The organism is Rheinheimera sp. WS51, assembly GCF_050936095.1.
Taxonomy (GTDB): Bacteria; Pseudomonadota; Gammaproteobacteria; order Enterobacterales; family Alteromonadaceae; genus Alishewanella.
Map to the genome: position 1 here is coordinate 345,316 of NZ_JBOTRC010000001.1, position 19,326 is coordinate 364,641.

The 19,326-nt window shown below is 41.5% G+C and carries 12 protein-coding genes; 9 read left to right on the forward strand and 3 right to left on the reverse strand.

Going from position 1 to position 19,326, the window contains the following annotated elements; translation table 11 throughout:
* Window positions 1–268 precede the first annotated feature (268 nt).
* The gene (locus ACRCA4_RS01705) at window positions 269–3,964 is read left to right on the forward strand and encodes a PAS domain S-box protein (protein ID WP_433183243.1); all 3,696 of its coding nucleotides are present in this window, start codon (window positions 269–271) and stop codon (window positions 3,962–3,964) included.
* A 102-nt stretch (window positions 3,965–4,066) separates the two neighbouring features.
* Here the strand turns inward: ACRCA4_RS01705 and gorA are convergent, their stop codons facing one another.
* Window positions 4,067–5,422 (reverse strand): glutathione-disulfide reductase, encoded by a 1,356-nt coding sequence (gene gorA / locus ACRCA4_RS01710; protein ID WP_433183246.1) that lies wholly within the window; start codon window positions 5,420–5,422, stop codon window positions 4,067–4,069.
* Window positions 5,423–5,590: 168 nt separating this feature from the next.
* Between gorA and prlC the strand changes: the two genes are divergently transcribed.
* The 6 genes from prlC (at window position 5,591) to ACRCA4_RS01740 (ending at window position 11,340) form a co-directional block, all read left to right on the forward strand.
* Complete coding sequence (gene prlC, locus ACRCA4_RS01715; RefSeq protein ID WP_433183249.1) at window positions 5,591–7,639, forward strand: oligopeptidase A; 2,049 nt, start codon at window positions 5,591–5,593, stop codon at window positions 7,637–7,639.
* A 137-nt stretch (window positions 7,640–7,776) separates the two neighbouring features.
* A complete protein-coding gene (locus ACRCA4_RS01720; RefSeq protein ID WP_433183251.1) occupies window positions 7,777–8,316 on the forward strand; it encodes a hypothetical protein in 540 nt (179 codons plus the stop codon).
* Window positions 8,317–8,376: 60 nt separating this feature from the next.
* Complete coding sequence (locus ACRCA4_RS01725) at window positions 8,377–9,078, forward strand: DNA-3-methyladenine glycosylase I (RefSeq protein ID WP_433183254.1); 702 nt, start codon at window positions 8,377–8,379, stop codon at window positions 9,076–9,078.
* Window positions 9,075–9,821 (forward strand): class I SAM-dependent methyltransferase, encoded by a 747-nt coding sequence (locus ACRCA4_RS01730; RefSeq protein ID WP_433183257.1) that lies wholly within the window; start codon window positions 9,075–9,077, stop codon window positions 9,819–9,821. The genes ACRCA4_RS01725 and ACRCA4_RS01730 overlap by 4 nt, the downstream gene beginning before the upstream one ends.
* 31 nt (window positions 9,822–9,852) lie before the next feature.
* Window positions 9,853–10,326, forward strand: a complete 474-nt coding sequence (locus ACRCA4_RS01735; RefSeq protein WP_433183260.1) for a peroxiredoxin — start codon at window positions 9,853–9,855, stop codon at window positions 10,324–10,326.
* A gap of 123 nt (window positions 10,327–10,449) precedes the next feature.
* On the forward strand, window positions 10,450–11,340 hold the full coding sequence (locus ACRCA4_RS01740) for a hypothetical protein (protein WP_433183263.1): 891 nt from the start codon (window positions 10,450–10,452) through the stop codon (window positions 11,338–11,340).
* Between the two features lie 25 nt (window positions 11,341–11,365).
* Here ACRCA4_RS01740 and ACRCA4_RS01745 read toward each other — a convergent pair whose 3' ends face one another.
* Window positions 11,366–12,277 carry a glycosyltransferase family 2 protein gene (locus ACRCA4_RS01745; protein ID WP_433183266.1) on the reverse strand — a complete coding sequence of 304 codons (912 nt, stop codon included), beginning with the start codon at window positions 12,275–12,277 and terminating at the stop codon, window positions 11,366–11,368.
* Between the two features lie 277 nt (window positions 12,278–12,554).
* Between ACRCA4_RS01745 and waaA the strand changes: the two genes are divergently transcribed.
* Together waaA and ACRCA4_RS01755 are read left to right on the forward strand one after the other, a co-directional pair.
* On the forward strand, window positions 12,555–14,567 hold the full coding sequence (waaA, locus tag ACRCA4_RS01750) for a lipid IV(A) 3-deoxy-D-manno-octulosonic acid transferase (protein ID WP_433183269.1): 2,013 nt from the start codon (window positions 12,555–12,557) through the stop codon (window positions 14,565–14,567).
* A gap of 111 nt (window positions 14,568–14,678) precedes the next feature.
* On the forward strand, window positions 14,679–16,892 hold the full coding sequence (locus tag ACRCA4_RS01755; RefSeq protein WP_433183272.1) for a hypothetical protein: 2,214 nt from the start codon (window positions 14,679–14,681) through the stop codon (window positions 16,890–16,892).
* Between the two features lie 137 nt (window positions 16,893–17,029).
* On the opposite strand, the gene ACRCA4_RS01760 is transcribed toward ACRCA4_RS01755, so the two are convergent.
* The gene (locus ACRCA4_RS01760; RefSeq protein ID WP_433183275.1) at window positions 17,030–19,135 is read right to left on the reverse strand and encodes a S8 family peptidase; all 2,106 of its coding nucleotides are present in this window, start codon (window positions 19,133–19,135) and stop codon (window positions 17,030–17,032) included.
* Between the last annotated feature and the right edge of the window lie 191 nt (window positions 19,136–19,326).

Consider the following 19,326-nt stretch of genomic DNA (forward strand, 5'->3'; position numbering starts at 1 on the left):
ATTTTGTCGAATCTCAGTGAATTTCCGCTTTTGGCACAAAGCCGAGATCCGACGAAGTGGTACTTTCCGTGAAAGTTGTGGTGCGATTAATTTGCAACACGTGGTAAGGAGCGGTTGCAATGGGGTGGTAAATTAAGTGCAATTAACCATTTATTACTAAATTTATTCTAAATTGAACACTTAACTGTAAATATAGCTATATTTATGAGCAAGTTGTTTATAGTGTAGATACGCGCGCACTATTAGATTTATGAATTAAGGTAAAGTTATGCAAGTACCGCCGTTTCCCAAAAACGAACAACAACGTTTAAATGCGCTACGGCGGTCAGATTTATTAGATAGTGTTGCAGAGCAGCGGTTTGACCGTATTACCGCTTTGGTTAAAAGCTTATTTGATTGTGATATAGCTTTAATTTCACTGGTTGATGCAAATCGGCAGTGGTTTAAATCTAAGCAAGGGTTGGCAGTAGAAGAAACAGAGCGCAGTATTTCTTTTTGTGGCCATACCATTTTAACTGATGAGCTAATGCTAATTCCCGATGCGACGCAAGATCCGCGTTTTTCAGATAATCCCTTGGTTGTAAACTCTCCCTTTATTCGTTTTTATGCTGGTGTGCCTTTGCAGTCGCCTGATGGATACAATTTGGGCACTTTATGTTTAATAGATGCTAAATCTAAACAACTAGATAAACAACAGCAACAGGTACTTAAGCAATTTGGTCAATTAGTAGAAAGTGAAATAAAACAAAGCTTTACGATTAGACGAAATTTTGAGCTTGATAATGAACTCAAAGGCATTCTTGCTACAGAAGATAAGTTAAACGCTATTATTGAAACCAATCAACTTGCGACATGGAAGTATAATGTTAAGACTGGGGCAACTATTTTTAATTCGCGTTGGGCTGAAATTGTTGGCTATGATTTAGAAGCATTACAGCCAACTACGGTAAATACCTGGTTGACCTTATTACATCCTGATGACTATCAGCGCTCAACAGAAGCCTTAGCTAATCATTTTTCCCACAATACTGATTTTTATGACTGTGAAGTGAGGATCCGGCACAAGTTAGGGCACTGGGTATGGGTAAGAGAGCGCGGTAAAGTTATTACTTGGGATAAAAATAAAAAGCCGCTAATTGCCTTTGGTACTTTAGAAGATATTTCAGAACAAAAACAACAACAGTTAGCGCTGCAACTACAGCAAAAGCTTACTGCATTTCAGGCTAGTATTTTATCGTCTAAACAAATTTTTTCTGCTGATCAAGCTTCATGGGCTTATTTTTGTCAGCAAATTTTACAAGCATTACAAGTCGATCGCGTTAGCATTTGGTTACAGCAGGGCGCTGGGGAGTCGTTGACTTGTCAGTATTTGCAGCTTGAAAATGGAACCGGAAGCTTTGAGCAAATTCTTTTGTCAAAAGATGCCTATCCCGATTATTTCCGGGCGCTTGAAGATAATCCGCAAGTTGCTGTTACGGATGTCAAAAACAGTGCCTATATGGCTGAATTAACAGAAGCGTATCTTGTGCCAAATAATATTCTTTCTAAATTAGATTGTATTATTATGTCTGATACTGGCGTGGCTGGTATTTTATCGGTAGAAACCACACAGCAGCAACGGCAATGGCATAGTGAAGAACAGCGTTTTATGCTAACAATGAGCTCTATTGCTAGTACTATTTTAACTTTTATCGAATTAAAACAGTTAAATGAGGCCTATCAACATACTCATACGTTATTAGCACGAACGTCTGAATTAGCTACTATAGGCTTGTGGGAAGTATCCTTACCCAACTTTGATATCCATTGGGATAAAGTCACGCGAAAAATTCATGAGGTTGATGATTCATTTTTGCCAGAAGCTAACACTGCTATTGAGTTTTATGCCGCAGGTGAAAACAGAACTCGAATTCAGCAATTACTAGAGCAAACCATTAATGAGAATATCTCGTTTGATGACAGCTTTGAAATTATAACCGCTAAGGGGAATAGAAAGTGGGTAAGATCAGTGGGAGAAGCTGATTTTGTCAACGGCGAGTGCTGGCGCGTTTATGGCTTGTTTCAAGATATTACTGAAGCTAAACAATCTTATCAGGCTTTGCATCAGGCCAATACCAATTTGAACTTAACGCAAGAGCGGCTAGATCTTGCCTGTCAAAATGCTCGTTTAGGTTTTTGGCAAGCTTGGTTGGACACCGGCGAGTTATGGTGGTCGTCGGTAGTATATCAAGTGTTTGGTTTTGATGAGAAAACAACAACGCCTAGTGTTGAACTTTTTCGCCAATGCTTACACCCGGATGATATGCACTTAGTGGATGCAAGTGAAAAACAAGCAGAAATAACGGGTATTCATGATGTAGTGCATAGAATTATTCTTAAGGATGGTAGCGTGCGTTGGGTGCACGAGTTGGCAAAGCTGATGGCAAGCTCTGATAATGGCAGACCCATTCTTGTCGGTTCAGTGCAAGATATTACAGATAAGATAATTGCAGACCAAGCTCATCATCGGCTGACATCCTTATTGCAAGCGGTGTTAGATGCCGCTTCTGAGGTGTCTATTATTGCTATTGATATCCAAGGTATTATACAGCTAGTAAATAAAGGTGCCGAGGCAATGTTAGGTTATCAAGCCGATGAACTTATTCAGCATCAGTCTATTACTGTTTTACATGATCCAAATGAAGTGCGGGCGCGAGGACTAGAATTATCTGAAAAGTATGCTGATACCGTTGCTGGTGTTGATGTGTTTACCTTTGAAGTGCAGCGCTACGGTTTTGAGCGTCGTCGTTGGATATATAAATGTAAAGATGGCAGTGAGTTATTGGTTCAGGTTATCGTAACGCCGATGCGTGATGAGCAAGATAATATCAGCGGTTACCTTTGCTTAGGCCATGATATTACTATGCAAGAGCAGATGAGCTTTGAGCTCAACCAGTTTTTTAATTTATCGCATAGCTTATTGTGTATCGCCAGCCCCAGTGGTTTTTTTGTTCGGGTTAATAAGGCGTTTACTCAGGTACTGGGGCATAGTGAAGCTGAACTGCTTAGCCAGCCCATTCTCAGTTTTGTTCATCCCGATGATATAACGAAAACTAAAGTAGAGTTTACCAATATTGAGCAGGGTACAGTCTCGGCTAAGCTTAGTAATAGACTGCGGCATAAAGAGGGGCACTACGTATCATTAGAGTGGTTTACAGCTATAGATCCTGACTCGGGAAAACTATACTCCGCAGCTCAAGATGTAACCGAACGTTTAAAGCTAGAGCAGTTAAAAAGTGAATTTATCTCCACTGTTAGCCATGAGCTGCGAACACCTATTACCTCGATAAGCGGAGCTTTAAGTTTAGTGCTTTCCGGTGTCGTCGGCGAGGTGACAGAGGAGTCGAAAAAGTTATTAAACATTGCTAATAGTAACTGTAAACGGTTAGCCAATTTAATTAATGATTTACTGGATATTGAAAAACTACACGCCGGTAAAATGCAGGTAGAGCTAAAAACACACTTTTTAACTACACTGTTACAGCGGGCTGTTGAGGAGAATCAAACCTATAGCAATAAGCAGTCGCTTAAATTGAGCTTACAATTGCCAGCTGAAGCACAAGACTGGCAGGTGCGTGTTGATGAGTTTCGTTTCTTGCAAATTATGGCAAATTTAATTTCTAACGCTATTAAGTTTTCTGAACAAAGCAGTGAAGTGATTATTAGTGCTACTTTGCAGCAATCAATGCTAACTATCGCTGTAACTGACTTTGGCTCAGGTATTGCCGAGCAATTTAAAGGTCAGATCTTTGAAAAGTTTTCGCAAGCAGATGCCGGTGATGCTAGAGAAAAAGGCGGTACCGGCTTAGGTTTAGCCTTAAGTAAGCAACTCGCTGAGGCCATGTCGGGTACGCTTAGTTTTGATTCAACCTTCGGTGAAGGTAGCACTTTCTATGTGCATTTACCGATTGCCAATAATCAATAATCAATAACCAAAAATTAAAAAATAATAAAAAAGGTTATTAGCTGCCCAAACTTAAACCCAAACAGCGTGCTAAGGTGCTGTTTGGGCTAACAAAAAACGATATTATCTTAAGGTAACAAATTCTTCAGCGCTAGTGGGGTGTAAGGCTACAGTGGCATCAAAGTCGGCTTTTGTAGCGCCCATTTTCATTGCAACCGCAAAACCTTGCAGCACTTCATCCATACCTTCACCTATACCGTGTAAACCAACTACTTTTTCGTTGTCGCCAGCACAAATTAATTTAAAGCGGCTTAAGGCACGGTATTCGGTAATTGCGTTATACATAGCGGCAAAATTAGAGCGATACACCTTAATATTAGCCTCACCGTATTCTGCTTTGGCTTCCTCTTCGGTTAAACCAATAGTGCCAATAGTCGGATGACTAAAAACAACAGTAGGAATTAAGCTGTAATCCATATGCGCATTAGGCATATCTTTATTAAATAAGCGTTCGGCTAATAACCGGCCAGCTTTGACGGCAACAGGGGTAAGCTGGGCTTCACCGGTAATATCGCCCACAGCATAAATACCATTAACATTGGTATTTTGGAACTTATCGGTACGGATATAGCCTTCTTTATCAGTGTTAACACCCGCAGCGCTAAGGTTCAGTTTATCGGTAGCTGGTTCACGGCCAATTGCCCAAATTAAGCAATCAACATCGCTAAAGCTAGTACCACTTTCAGTATAAACAGTTAAAGTGCCATCAGCGGCTTTTTCTATCTTAGAAACATTAGTCTGTTTATGTAAATTAAATTTATCTTGAGTCATGCGCTCTAGTAGCATGTCTGTAATATCTGAATCAAAATTACGTAAGGGTCTGTCGCCGCGAACTAATAAGTGGGTGTCGGTGCCAAGCGCATGTAAAACACCCGCAAGCTCAACCGCAATATAGCCCGCGCCTATTACTAGGGCTTTTTTAGGTTGCTTAGTTAAAGCGAAAAAACCATCTGAGTCTATACCATGCTCAGAGCCTGGAATATCTGGACGGGTAGGTCGGCCACCAACGGCAATAGTAATATGATCTGCCGTAATACGCTCGCCGTTTACTTCAACAGTATTAGCATCAATAAAAGTAGCAAAACCTTCGATAAATTCGACATTGTTACTGGCGAAGCCTTTATGGTAGCTAGCGTGAATACGCTGAATATAAGCTTCACGATTCTTAACTAAGGTAGCCCACGAAAAATTATTTTGGCTGATATCAAAGCCATAATCACGGCTGTACTTTAAGGCTTCAGCAATATGGGCACCATACCACATAACTTTTTTCGGTACGCAGCCAACATTAACGCAGGTGCCACCGACTGCTTTAGCTTCAATTACAGCTGCGCTAGCGCCACGCATAGCGGCACGGTTTGCACTGGCAATACCACCACTACCACCACCGATAGCAAGATAATTAAAATGACGGCTCATATATAGATTCCTTAACGTTAAGATTATGCTTTATTTATAAGGGCTAACAGGGTGCTTTACAAGGTCATGCTCTGAACAAGGCGCAACTCAGGCTATTGATATTAAGCGGTTTCGCCCCAAGATAATGGCGATACATATCTAAATTAAGTTAAATTAATAAGGTTATTCATGTCCAATAGCGAAAATGTTCTTCTGTCTTTTACCGGCTTACCGCCGTTTTCAACCATTAGTGCAGATCAAATCCAGCCTGCAGTTGAGCATGCTATTGCCCAGGCTAAAGCAGCAGTAGAGACTGCGGTAACTAAACCGCAAGTGAGTTGGCAAAGTTTAATTACTCAGTTAGATGAAGATACCGACCGTTTAGGTAAATTATGGTCACCGGTATCGCATTTAAACTCTGTGCTTAATAGTGCCGAGTTACGTGAAGCCTATGACAGTTGCTTACCGTTATTATCTGAATTTAGTACTTGGCTGGGCCAGCATGAAGGCTTGTATCAAGCATATCAAGCGCTGGCGCAAAGCGACGAATATGCCAGCTTAACTGAGGCGCAAAAGAAAGTAATTGAAAACGCATTACGCGACTTTAGCTTGTCGGGCATTGGTTTATCGGCAGATAAAAAACAGCGCTACGGCGAGATCCAAAGTGAATTGGCAGATTTAAGCTCTCAATTTGCTAATAATACCTTAGATGCCACTCAAGCTTGGTTTAAGCATGTTACTAATGAAGCTGATTTAGCCGGCTTACCAGACGATGCCAAATTAGCAGCCGCAGAAGAAGCTCAAAGCCGCAAGTTAGAAGGCTGGGTATTTACTTTAGAGTTCCCAAGCTATATTGCCGTGATGACCTATGCTGATAGCCGTGCTTTGCGCGAGGAGCTATATAGCGCCTATTGCACCCGAGCTTCTGATCAAGGCCCAACAGCAGGCCAGTTTGATAATAGCCATATTATTGAACAAACCTTGGCTTTAAAACATGAGCTTGCCCAGCTGCTTAACTTCAACAATGCGGCAGAGCAGTCGTTAGCGACTAAGATGGCGCAAACGACTAGCCAGGTGTTAGGTTTCTTACAGGATTTAGCTAAGCGCGCTAAGCCACAAGCCGAAGCAGACTTAGCAGAGCTAAAAACCTTTATGGCCAAAGAGTTTAAGCAAACTGAACTAGCAGCTTGGGATCTGGCTTATTATGCCGAAAAGCTAAAGCAAGCTAAGTACGCCATTTCTGATGAACAACTACGACCTTACTTTCCAGAGCATAAGGTTATTTCAGGCTTATTTAGCGTATTAAATAAATTGTTTGGCATCCAAGTAAAACGTCGTCAAGGGGTTGATGTTTGGCATCCGGATGTCAGTTTTTACGATATTTTTGACCAAGATAACCAGTTACGTGGCAGTTTTTATTTAGATTTATATGCTCGCGGCCAAAAGCGTGGCGGAGCTTGGATGGATGACTGCCAAGGCCGTCGTATTAAAGCTGATGGAAGTGTGCAAACTCCGGTTGCCTATTTAACCTGTAATTTTAATAAGCCTATCGGCGGCAAGCCTGCTTTATTTACACATGATGAAGTGGTCACGCTATTTCATGAATTTGGTCATGGTTTACACCATATGCTAACTAAGGTAGATGCTTCAGCCGTAGCCGGTATTAATGGTGTACCTTGGGATGCGGTAGAGTTACCTAGCCAGTTTTTAGAAAATTGGTGCTGGCAACCTGAAGCCTTAGCTATTATATCGGGACACTATGAAACGGGTGAGCCCTTACCGCAAGCGATGCTAGATAAAATGCTAGCGGCTAAAAACTTCCAATCCGCTATGTTTTTAGTGCGGCAATTAGAGTTTGCCTTGTTTGACTTTAGGCTGCATGCTGAATATGACCCAGCCAGCGGTGGTAGGGTGCAACAAATTTTAGATCAGGTTCGCAGCGAAGTATCAGTTATGATCTCGCCTAGGTTTAACCGCTTTCAGCATGGCTTTAGCCATATTTTTGCTGGTGGCTATGCGGCCGGTTACTACAGTTATTTGTGGGCAGAAGTGTTATCGGCTGATGCTTTTAGCCGGTTTGAAGAAGAGGGTGTATTTAATGCTAACACCGGCCGTGACTTTTTAAATTGGATTTTAGAGCGAGGCGGTAGCGCTGAGCCTATGGCTTTATTTATCGGTTTTCGTGGTCGCGAGCCGTCTAATGAAGCCTTATTGCGCCATATGGGGATTACTGGCTAAAGCAAGTTAAAGTGGCTACGTGTTTTATAAGCTAAGTAAGCTGGCATTAAGTTAAATATTGGTAAACTTGGTTATTAATTCAATATATAGTATATAAAGTATACGTCTATAATGACCAAGGAAGAGAAGAGAAATTTATGCAAAAAGCGACTTTTAAATTAAGCCCTATTTTGGCTGCTGTGATTGCCGCTGGCGTTTTAATGGGATGTCAGCAAGATAATAACGATTCAGCTACAGAGCTAGAAGCAGTTAAGTCTGTAGCTGAACCGACCGTCATAGAGCCCACTGTAATTGAGCCTATTGATCCGCAAACTGATCCTATAGCGGCAAGTAAAGCTAGGAGCGAACAAGTGTCATTAGAAACTGATTTAAAAAAATTAAAGCAAGATGTTTTAGCTTTAATTGGCGATGCTAAAGCCGACAATATTTCACAATGTAGGGTAATTGGTTTTGGCTCTAAGCCTTGTGGTGGCCCTGCTGGTTATATTGCGGCATCAGTAAAAGATCTTGATGAAAAAGAGTTAATGGACAAAGTCGGACTTTATAATTCTGCTGAATCTGCCTACAATAATCAGCGAGGTATAATGTCGAACTGTGCTGTTGAACCTAAGCCAGATGTTACGCTTGAAGATGGCGTTTGTCGTTTAGTAAAGCCAGGTCAAGGTGACCTTTACTAGTATTTAATTTTTTAGCCAAAAAGCAGCGATACAAAGCTGCTTTTTTTTTTGGGAGAAACAGTGAGTTCAGCAGAAAACTTTCATCGTGTTTATGAGCGAGCTTGTGAGCGTAAAGGGGGAGTGGCTGCGTTAGCTGCTTTACTTAGTTTACCTGCTACAGCTGCGGATATTAAAGCAATTCCAGATAACTTTTGTTTAGCTGAGCTAACAAAAAAAGTGTTTCAATCAGGCTTTGTTTGGCGTGTGGTTAGACAAAAATGGCCAGGGTTTTGCGAAGTGTTTTTTGATTTTGATATTGAAAAAATGCTGTTGATGAGTGATGAAATGCTGGAAAATAAAGCTCAAGATCCACGTATTATTCGTAATGCTAAAAAAGTTTTTACCATTCGTAAGAATGCACAAATGATTGCTGATATTCAGTATAAACATGGTAGCTTTGCTGGTTTTGTCGCCGATTGGCCAACAGACGATATTATTGGTTTATGGGCCTATTTAAAGCAGTACGGTGCGCGTTTAGGGGGTAATACCGGTCCTTATGCTTTGCGTGCAATTGGTAAAGATACTTTTATTCTAAGTACTGATGTTGAAGCCTATTTGCGAGCCACTAACGTATTTGATGGTGGTATCAGTAGTAAACGCAGTTTGGCGCAAATTCAACAGCAATTTAATCTATGGCAACAGCAGTCAGGGCGAAGCCTAACTGAGATAAGCCAGATTATAGCCTTGAGTACTGGGGATAATTATGTGGGCATGCAGCAATGAGCCTATTGTTAATTAATCCGCAAATAGATCCTGAATATCAAGCTAAATTATGTGACAAATTCTCACTTGCTCTAGTAAATGACGTTAGCGGTTGGCATTTAGCATGGCATAACAATGCCTTAGTACTTAGAAATAGCAACTTGCCTAAGCAAGGCGATATTTTAGTCGACTTTGACAGTGGCGCTTCAAGTTATCGGCGACAGCATGGCGGCGGTAAGAATGAAGCCATAGCCAAAGCTTGTGGCTTAAATAAAAAACGTGATTTAACCATTCTTGATGCTACCGCAGGCTTGGGCCGTGATGCCTTTGTTTTAGCAAGTTTGGGCGCTAAGGTTACATTAGTTGAACGTAATCCTGCGGTAGCTGCCTTACTCTATGATGGGCTTCGGCGTGCGGCAGATCAACCTGAGCTACAATGGGTTAATGAACGCATGAACTTACTGCATTGTTCAGGATTAGAAGCCCTACAAAGTTATCAAGCCGTGGATGTGGTCTATTTAGACCCAATGTTTCCACCACGGGATAAAAGTGCTTTGGTGAAAAAGGAAATGCGTGCTTTTCATGATGTAGTTGGCAGTGATACCGATGCTGATGCTTTATTAGCCCCAGCACGTCAATTGGCACTTAAACGTGTTGTAGTAAAGAGGCCCGGTTATGCTGATGTATTAGCCCAGCAAACACCTACTATGGCTGTAACAGGTAAAAATAACCGCTTTGATGTTTATATCAAGGCAGCAATCTAAGTAATTTAGATAATTTAAATAGGAATATGACATGATTAAAGTAGGCGATAAATTACCCGAAGTGAATTTTTCTCAATTAAGCAAAGACGGTATGGTAAACCCAAGTACTAGTGACATTTTTGCTAATAAAAAAGTCGTGTTATTTGCAGTTCCGGGGGCTTTTACGCCCACGTGTTCTGATGCACATTTACCAGGTTATATTACGTTAGCTGATGAAATTAAAGCTAAAGGTGTGGATGCTATTGTTTGTACTGCTATGAATGATGCCTTTGTTTTGAACGCTTGGGCAAAAAGCCAAAATGCTGAGGCGATTACGTTTTTAGCAGATGGCGGTGGTGCTTTTCATAAGGCGGTAGGCTTAACAATGGACACAGCTGATTTTGGCGGCGTACGCTCACAGCGCTATGCCATGATTGTTGAAAATGGTGTAGTAACAACTTTAAATGTAGAAGAAGCGAAAAGCTTTGAAGTCAGTAATGCTGAAACTTTGTTAGCTGCACTGTAAATTAACAATTAGCATTCAATTGGTATTAATCGATAAAATTGTGCTTGGAACTTAATGCAGTTTTTGATCTAGTTTGATGATAGTATTAATTAGCTGATTTCAGTTATTTTAGAAGTAAGTTTCATGCCAATACTTAATAATATCATTCGACATTGTCAGAGAAAATTTAAATCATTAAGTGGGATCCCTTTGCAATATACCGCAGAATCTGTGGTAAAAAAACAATGGGCAATGCGCGATAATATTCGCCGTGATAAGCATCCGCTTGGCGGCGAATTAATGGTTAATTTGACCTCTTATCCACCACGTTTTCCTACCTTGCACTTGACCTTGCAGTCATTATTACTTCAGGATACCCAAGCCGACAAACTTATTTTGTGGTTATATAAAGCTGATTATGATCAATTGCCGCCAGAAGTGTTAGGGCTTGTGCAGCATGGCTTGAGCATTGAGTTAGTTGAGCAAGATATTAAATCATACAAAAAGCTTATACCTGCATTGCAGCGTTATCCTAGGGCTTATCATGTAACTGCAGATGATGATATTTATTATCGACCAGATTGGTTAGCAGAGTTACTTGCTGGTTATCGTGGTAATGAACGTGAAGTAGTGTGTTTACGGGCTCATTATATAACACTAGATGATAGCGGAAATATCCAGCCTTACCGATATTGGCAAGCTAAAACTGAACAGCGTGGTCCAGATAATAGATTATTTTTCACTAGTGGTGCTGGCGCACTTTTTCCGCCAGGTGCTTTGCACCCTGATGTGACTTTAAATAAAAAGTTTTTGCAGTATTCGCCACATGGCGATGATATTTGGCTGTATTGGATGGCGACATTAAATAAATGTATTATTCATCGTACGGGCCATAATAAAAAACTAATTGTTTGGAAGCAAAGTAAAAATATTACTCTGTGGCAATTAAACAAGCAGCCTGATAGTGGTAATGACTTTCAAATTAATAATATGCTTAAAGCTTATGGCCAACCAGAAATAAAGCAGACAAATTAGCAATACTCTAAGATGTCTGATTAAATTATTTATTGATTAATGCCGATTTAACTCGACGAATTGCTTTACGGATCACAGATATTTTACTGTCTTCTTTGTAGCGGCCTTTTTCGGCATGACGGATCAGCAGTAAGTTTGGTAAGGCAATAGGTACACCGTGAGTGCCTAATAACCAACGGATTGCTCTATCTTCATAAGTTTTAGTCCAGTGATATTTAGGTTTTTGATATACGGCTAAGTCATCACAATAACCACAAGCACGAGCAACATCACCATGGAGAATTTGAATTGCGCCGGTAGCGCGGTCAAATTTACGGGGTTTAAACTTAGTTGTATCCACCTCTAATAACTCGGTTTTATCTTTACCAGCAGAGATCATTGGATCTGCTTCAGTTAATAGTGGCGTAACTAAAAGCGTATCAGGAAATAACAAAATTTCTTGGCGGCCTTTTAATAGCTCAGACAAGGTATCAAGACAACCTTCATGAAACACCATGTCGCAGTCTGCAAACCAAATCCAATCTGCTTTTGTCGCCTTAGAGGCTTGATTACGGCCAATCGCACGGCGCAATAAGAGCGGAGTGGCTAACTCAATAAAATTCCACTCAACATTAGCAACAGCAATGGTACTAAAATGTTGTAATAATTTAGTTGTTTCAGTGTCTTCTGCAGAATAATAAACGGTAAGCTTAACCTGCATGTCTTTAGGTGGGTATTTAACTAACGAGCTAAGCTGATAAACAAAAAATCGGGCATAGTTCCAGCAATGACTAACGATTTCTAGTTTGATATTTTCATTAACAACAGCAAGTTCAGATTTCACTGGGCGGTTTTTAATAAAAGCAGTAGCCGGAAAATAGCCTGAGGCAGCAAAACGTAATAAAAATTCTTTAATACCATCTAATTTACCCGCTTTAGGGTAGTCTGCTTTGCTCATTGGGTGTCTCCGTAATCAGATAAGGCATGAGCCTTTATGAGGTAGTGTTAAGACCTTTAGATGCAGTTAGCTGCAGCTTGTTCTACTTATTATAAGCTAATTAGATTAGCATTATTACCTAAGCTGAAACAGGAACTTTTCTAATTATGCCGCTACCTTTGGAATATTGCCGTTAACTTTGGCATTATAAGTGGTTTTTAAAAGTTAAATGGCAGTAAGCTGTTTGTTTTATTGTTCTGATTTAGTTGGCCTGTTTTATTAATTTTGGATATTAACCATGCCTATTTGGTGTTCGCGTTACTTGTATCAAGTTCTGATTTATTTTTTGTTACCTTTGGTGCTGTTATATTTTATTTATCGTTCATTTAAAGATAAGGCCTATCGTCAGCGTTTCAATGAGCGTTTTGCATGGCAGTCTATTCCAAGTCAGGCGGCTGGTGGCATAATTGTTCATGCGGTATCGGTGGGAGAAGTTGTTGCTGCGACGCCATTAATTAACGCTTTATTGCAGCGCTATCCTAATTTGCCTATCACCGTCACTTGCACTACACCCACAGGCTCTGAGCGAATTAAGCAAACTTTTGGCGATAGCGTCTGGCATTATTACCTGCCACTTGATACCCCTGGCGCCGTTAAACGGTTTTTAGCCAAACTGCAGCCAGCAGCGTTCATTATTTTAGAAACAGAGCTCTGGCCTAACTTATTGCAGCAGTGTTACAAAGCGGTTATTCCTAGCATTATTGTTAATGCGCGTTTATCGGCACGCTCGGCTAAAGGCTATCGGCGCGGTTATTGTTTTAGTCAATTGTTGTTGCCGCATATCAGTTTATTACTCAGCCAAGATAAGGCAACTTTGCGCCGCTTTAAAGCTTTAGGCTTTACTGGAGCCGCGCAAGTATGTGGCAATGTTAAATATGATATGGCGATACCTGATCATGTGGCTGAAGTTGTGCAGCAGGTTAAGCCACAAGTGCAAGGCCGTCCAGTCTGGGTTGCAGGGAGTACGCACGCTGGGGAAGATCAGTTACTAATTAATGCTTGTAAGCAATTAAAGCAGCAGTTTCCCTCTATATTACTCATTATTGTACCTAGGCACTTAGAACGTTTTGATAGTGTGGCTGAGTTAATTGCTCGCAGTGGGCTTAGTATGCAGCGACGCAGTGCTGGCGAAGCCATTGCTGCAGATACAACTGTATTACTAGGCGACACTATGGGTGAGTTGTTAGCCTGGTATCAACTGGCAAATGTGGTTTTTATTGGTGGTAGCTTAATTGAACGAGGTGGCCATAATCCGTTAGAGGCGATGTGCTTTGCTAAGCCTATCCAGTCAGGGCCTTATGTGTTTAATTTTACTCAAGCTTACCAATGGCTGGCACAACGTGAGGCAATAAATTGGTTAACTGATGAAGCAAGTTTAGTGGCAAAGACTCAGCAATTACTTGAACAGCCGGAACTGGCACGTCAGCAAGGACAGGCCGGGTTAGCGCTTTATCAACAACATAGTGGGGCTTGTCAGCGAATTACTCAGGCTATTATTGACTTTTTGCCATCAGATTTAGCAAATTTTCGTCAGAAAAAGTTAGGTCCGCAACAAATTTGGTATCAACAAAATACCTTTAGCGATATTGAACCTAAACACTTTCAGCCTGAATATTGGCAAAGTAAGCAGGCGATTATTGGCCAGTCTACAGGCAGAAATACAGCTTGGTTTATACAGCATCAGCAAACAAAGCTAGTCTTACGTCATTATTATCGCGGAGGATTAATTGGTAAAATTTTGCATGATCAATTTAGCCTGCTGCCAGTAACAGCAAGCCGTGCCATGCAAGAGTTTGCTTTGTTGCAGCGTATGCATAGTATGGGATTGCCGGTACCTAAAGCGATTGCTGCTAATTATCAGCGTAGCGGCTTAATGTATCGTGCTGATATTATGATTGAGCTTATCGCTGATTGCCAAGACCTAGCAACTATATTGGCACAACGGCCTCTTAGTGCTATTGAGTGGCAGAATGTCGGTGCAACTATCGCCTTGTTTCATCAAAAAGGCGTATATCATTCAGATTTGAATTGTCGCAATATTTTACTTGATGTAAATGGCAAGGTTTGGCTGATAGATTTTGATAAATGCGCCTTACGTCAAGCAGGTGATTGGTCTGTATTAAATCTACAAAGATTACAGCGCTCGTTAGTGAAAGAAAAAAGTTTAGCTGTTGGGTTTAATTGGCAGCGAGAGCAATGGCAGGAACTTGAACTAGGTTACCAATTAGAACAGGCTAAAATAGCTAAGTAATTACAACTTTTAGCGTCATGTTCACCGCATATTTGTGCCTTTTATCTTTATTCTAAGCTTGGTGATTTAGCTAATCTTTGATATAACGAGTTAGCAGTGGAGGAAGTAAACATGCGGCTAAATAAAATAATAACAATTCTAATGGCTACCAGCTTTATGGTAGTAGCCGAACCACAACAACAATTGGCACAAGCACAAGCAGCTTATGCACAAGGCGACTACGCTCGAGCAGCTGAATTATTACAAACCTTAGCTTTAGACGGTAATGCTGACGCGCAATTTGAACTGGCTAAATTATATTCTCTAGGTCATGGTGTTCAGCGAGATGCCTTGCAGGCATCTTATTGGCTAGAGCAGGCCGCCTCACAAAGCAGTGATTATGCTGAATCATCTAAGGCTAAGCAAGATATCTATCAAGCGCTTGAGCAGCACAAAGAGCACAAAAAAACTGTCCAAGATGAGGCAGCTACAACTTACGCTACTGCCAGTGATAATCTAATCGCTGATAATCCTAGTACTGAGGTTGCTGTTAAACCACAAAATACTGTAATTACCAATCAAAGTGTATTTGTTGATGTGCAACCTAAAACGGCACAATCTAAAACTGCCCAAATAGTATCTGCCAAACCAGTCGCGGCTGTCGAGTCAGCACCTAGTTTGCCTGTTTTAGCGCTGGCTGAGGCTAATTTTAACTCAGGCATGCGGGCGTTCGAAAGACAAAATTATGCTGATGCGTACAGCCATTGGTACCCTTTAGCTACATCAGGTGTTGTTGATGCGCAATTTAATTTAGCTGCTATCTATGCAAATGGTTTGGGGGTTAGTAAAAACATGCTAACTGCTGCCCATTGGTTTAGCGCAGCTGCTGAGCAAGGTTTCGCTCAGGCTCAATATCATTTGGCTTTGTTATTCGCTCAAGGACGAGGTGTCAATCAAGATGATGCTCAAGCTGTGTATTGGTATCAACAGGCTGCTGAGCAAGGCTATATATTAGCCCAGTATAATTTAGGTTATATGTACTCTAATGGCCGTGGCGTACAGCAAGATGCTGCTATGGCCTTTTTTTGGTATGAAAAAGCAGCGATAGCTGGTGATGTCGATGCGCAATATATGGTTGCACTCCGTTACCTACAAGGTATAGGTGTTCAAGTTGATAACGCTAAAGCATTACAATGGTTTAAAGCAGCAAGTGAAAAAGAGCATGCTAAGTCTACCTACCAATTAGGCCTTATGGCGTTAAATGGTATAGCCGTATCAAAAAATGAGAGTCGGGCGGTTAATTACTTTTTACGAGCAGCAAACCAAGGTGTGATAGAGGCACAGAGTGAACTCGGTATCAGTTATTCATTAGGCCGAGGAGTGCGAGCGAGTGATAGTCGTGCGCTTGAGTGGCTAGATAAGGCCTGTACAGGACAAGATTTAACAGCTTGCTATTATCTTGGCGTTCATTACGCTGAAGGACGGGGTGTGCGTTCTGATAACCAACGCGCGATGCAACTATTTACCCGGGCTGCTAATGCTGGTAATAAAGAGGCGCAGTATCGCTTGGGTTTAATTTTTGCTAATGGCGAAGGTGTTGCTGTAGATGAAAAAAAAGCATTTACTTGGTTGTTAAAAGCGGCAGAACAAGGTATTGCTGCAGCGCAATATCTTGTTGGTATTCGTTACGCTAATGGCACTGGTGTGGCTGTAAATGATAGCGCAGCAGTACAGTGGTATCAGAGGGCGGCAGATCAAGGTGATACCTATGCCCAATATAATTTAGGCTATATGTATGCGAATGGCAGGGGTGTAGCTAAAGATCAGCAAAAAGCTTTGTATTGGTATACTAAGGTAGCAGCTGAAGGTGATGCTGATGCTCAGTTTAATTTAGGTTTACGCTATGAAATGGGCAACGGTGTAGAGCAAAGTGATAAGAGCGCTGTTGAATGGTATCAAAAAGCGGCGGCACAAAATCATTTACGAGCTATTGCACATTTAGGCTATATGTATGAAAAAGGTTATGGCGTTGCTATGGATCAGCGCAAAGCATTGCAATTATATCAGCAAGCCTTACCAGCAAAGGTGCCAAGAGCATTAAATGCATTAGGACTATTCTATAAAAATGGCCAACAAGTTGCTGCTGATGATGCCCAAGCTGTTGAGTTATTCCGCCAAGCTGCTGATCAAGGATATGCCAATGCGCAATATAATTTAGGCTGGATGTATGAATATGGCCGCGGAGTGCGTAAAGACTTAGTTAAGGCGAGAGATTACTACCAATTAGCTGCAGAGCAAAATGAGCCACTTGCTCAGTCACAACTTAATCGGCTACTTAATCTTTAATCGATTAACCGACATTTCTATTTAAAAAAGCTAGGAGCAATAGTCCCTAGCTTTTTTTATTGCCACTTTATATTTGTAATGCGAAATAAAAGGCCAGCATAAAAGCTGGCCTAGTTTAGGTTAAATAAGTGGTGTAGTTACGGCTTGTATTCAGCGTTTAATGTAACACCGCTAAAGGTACGATAAGCACGGATACTGATATGCCAAACATCTGCTTGTGGGTTAGTGAAGCTACAACTTTCATTGTTACCCGTTCTATATGGACGGCAATCATAGCTGCTAGTAGTAGGCTGTGAACCGCGACGAACATATAAGTCACCATCACCTGTGCCACCAGAGGTTTCAACAGTTAGTGTACGCATGCCTGCTGGCACATTTAAGGTGTAATGTAACCATTCGCCACTGGTTGCAGATAAGTTATTTAAAGTACCGCCGCCGCCAGGGTTGCCGCCACCATCAGTTGCTGCTGTGTAATCTGCAACTAAAGATACACCAGAGTATGCTCTGTAAGCATTAATCATTACATGGTAAGTACCAGCCTGGGTGGTAGGGAATGAACAAGTTTCGTTGTTACCTGTTCTATATGGACGACAGTCATAACTTGAAGACGTTGGTTGGCTACCAAATTTAACAAAGATATCAGCATCGCCAGAACCACCAGACATATTAAAGTTTAAGTCTGTTGCACCAGCTGGAACAGTTAAGGTGTAGTAAGTGCTACTGCCTGTAGCGCCTGCTAAATTGGTTTTAGCTACTGCTTTTTGTAAAGTGCCGCCTGTTGGAGGTGTTGGGTCACCACCATCACCACCGTCTGATCCCAATGCACTTAAAACAGCTGCGTTAGCATCAACAATACCGGTACCACAGCCTGAACACGTTGCAGGGAAGCTACGTGCGGTTGATTTTAAGATTTGCTCAACCTCGCTTGGGCTTGCTGATGGTTTTGCTTGTTTAATTAGCGCTGCAACACCGGCTACGTGAGGCGCAGCCATTGATGTGCCTTGCATAGAGCTATAAGTATCATAGCCAGGCGTTGTTGTACCTGAGTTATGAGTAGATAACACGCCATCTGCGTTGCTACCCATAGCACCACCTGGTGCTGCTACATCAATTGAAGTACCGTAGTTTGAGTAATATGCACGGCCACCATTACGACCCGTTGCAGCTACGTTTACTACACCAGCGCAGTTGCCAGGGTTAAAGTTGTTTGAGTTTGCATTACTGTTACCCGCAGCAACAACAACAACAGCACCGTTATTACGAGCAATATTAATTGCGTTTTGTGTCGTAGATGAACAAGAACCGCCACCACCTAAACTCATATTAATAACATCTGCTGGATTAGGGTTTGTTGGAGCGCCAGAAACAGAACCACCAGCTGCCCAGATAATACCGTCAGAAATATCAGAGGTATAACCACCACACTTACCTAATACGCGAACAGGAACGATTTTTGCGTTGTATGCAACACCGGCTACACCTTTATTATTATTCGTTACCGCAGCAATAGTGCCAGCAACGTGAGTACCGTGCCAGCTTGAACCACTAAACTGTGACGGAGACCCATTGCCACATTCACCAGCGTTAGTCCAATCGCCTGGATCTCTGGCATCGCTGTCACGACCGTCGCCGTCATTGCCGACAAATGAATCTGATACCATGTCGTAGCCAGGTAAAATGTTTTGATTTAAATCAGTATGAGGGCGGTAACCTGTGTCAAGCACGGCAACAACAACGCCTTGACCTGTAGCTTTATCCCAAGCTTGAGGAGCACGCAAGCCACCAACTGACTCATAGTAATGCCATTGGTCGTTATACTGCGTATCATTAGGAGTGAAGGCAGCTTGTAAAAGCACATCTTCTTCAACAAGCTCTACCGTATCATCTTCAGCTAATAACGCCATCATGCGTTTAGTGTCGCGCTTAGATAGCTTGCGATTTAGGCTAAATACGGCATGTTTTTCTAAGGTTAATTCACGAACAAACTGTAAGTTCTCACCTGTGGCTGAGCTAAACCGCTCTGCTTTAGCTTGTAAGGTTTGCGCTTTCATCTGTTGCGACATACCTAAAGGTAAAGCTTGAACAATGCCTTCCCCTGCAGTTTCTTTGTATTTAATGATAAAGCGAGTCGCTGGACCATCAGCATAGTCAACTTGGCTATTAGCCAAAGTGTTGGTTGAAAGTAAAGCTGCAGGCAAACATAAAGCTGCAAATGCGGTTAATTTAAATGAGGAACGTTTCATAGTGGTTGTTACCCTGAGGTTAAAATTGTTTTTATTATATGCGACACCTTTGGATGGCCGCTGTTTAATTCTTAACCTTTGGTACTGATAAAGTAAACAAAATAATTTCTGAGGCCGTTTTCTATAACAGGTACTAATTGAGGTTTTGTTTCTAAAAAAGGGGTATTTAGGATTTTAATAATTTAGTGAAT

Excerpts from the sequence above, each read along its gene's own strand:
- ACRCA4_RS01705 (WP_433183243.1), top strand. The coding sequence starts at position 269 with ATGCAAGTACCGCCGTTTCCCAAAAACGAACAACAACGTTTAAATGCG.
- gorA (WP_433183246.1), bottom strand. The coding sequence starts at position 5,422 with ATGAGCCGTCATTTTAATTATCTTGCTATCGGTGGTGGTAGTGGTGGT.
- prlC (WP_433183249.1), top strand. The coding sequence starts at position 5,591 with ATGTCCAATAGCGAAAATGTTCTTCTGTCTTTTACCGGCTTACCGCCG.
- ACRCA4_RS01720 (WP_433183251.1), top strand. The coding sequence starts at position 7,777 with ATGCAAAAAGCGACTTTTAAATTAAGCCCTATTTTGGCTGCTGTGATT.
- ACRCA4_RS01730 (WP_433183257.1), top strand. The coding sequence starts at position 9,075 with ATGAGCCTATTGTTAATTAATCCGCAAATAGATCCTGAATATCAAGCT.
- ACRCA4_RS01735 (WP_433183260.1), top strand. The coding sequence starts at position 9,853 with ATGATTAAAGTAGGCGATAAATTACCCGAAGTGAATTTTTCTCAATTA.
- ACRCA4_RS01740 (WP_433183263.1), top strand. The coding sequence starts at position 10,450 with ATGCCAATACTTAATAATATCATTCGACATTGTCAGAGAAAATTTAAA.
- ACRCA4_RS01745 (WP_433183266.1), bottom strand. The coding sequence starts at position 12,277 with ATGAGCAAAGCAGACTACCCTAAAGCGGGTAAATTAGATGGTATTAAA.
- waaA (WP_433183269.1), top strand. The coding sequence starts at position 12,555 with ATGCCTATTTGGTGTTCGCGTTACTTGTATCAAGTTCTGATTTATTTT.
- ACRCA4_RS01755 (WP_433183272.1), top strand. The coding sequence starts at position 14,679 with ATGCGGCTAAATAAAATAATAACAATTCTAATGGCTACCAGCTTTATG.
- ACRCA4_RS01760 (WP_433183275.1), bottom strand. The coding sequence starts at position 19,135 with ATGAAACGTTCCTCATTTAAATTAACCGCATTTGCAGCTTTATGTTTG.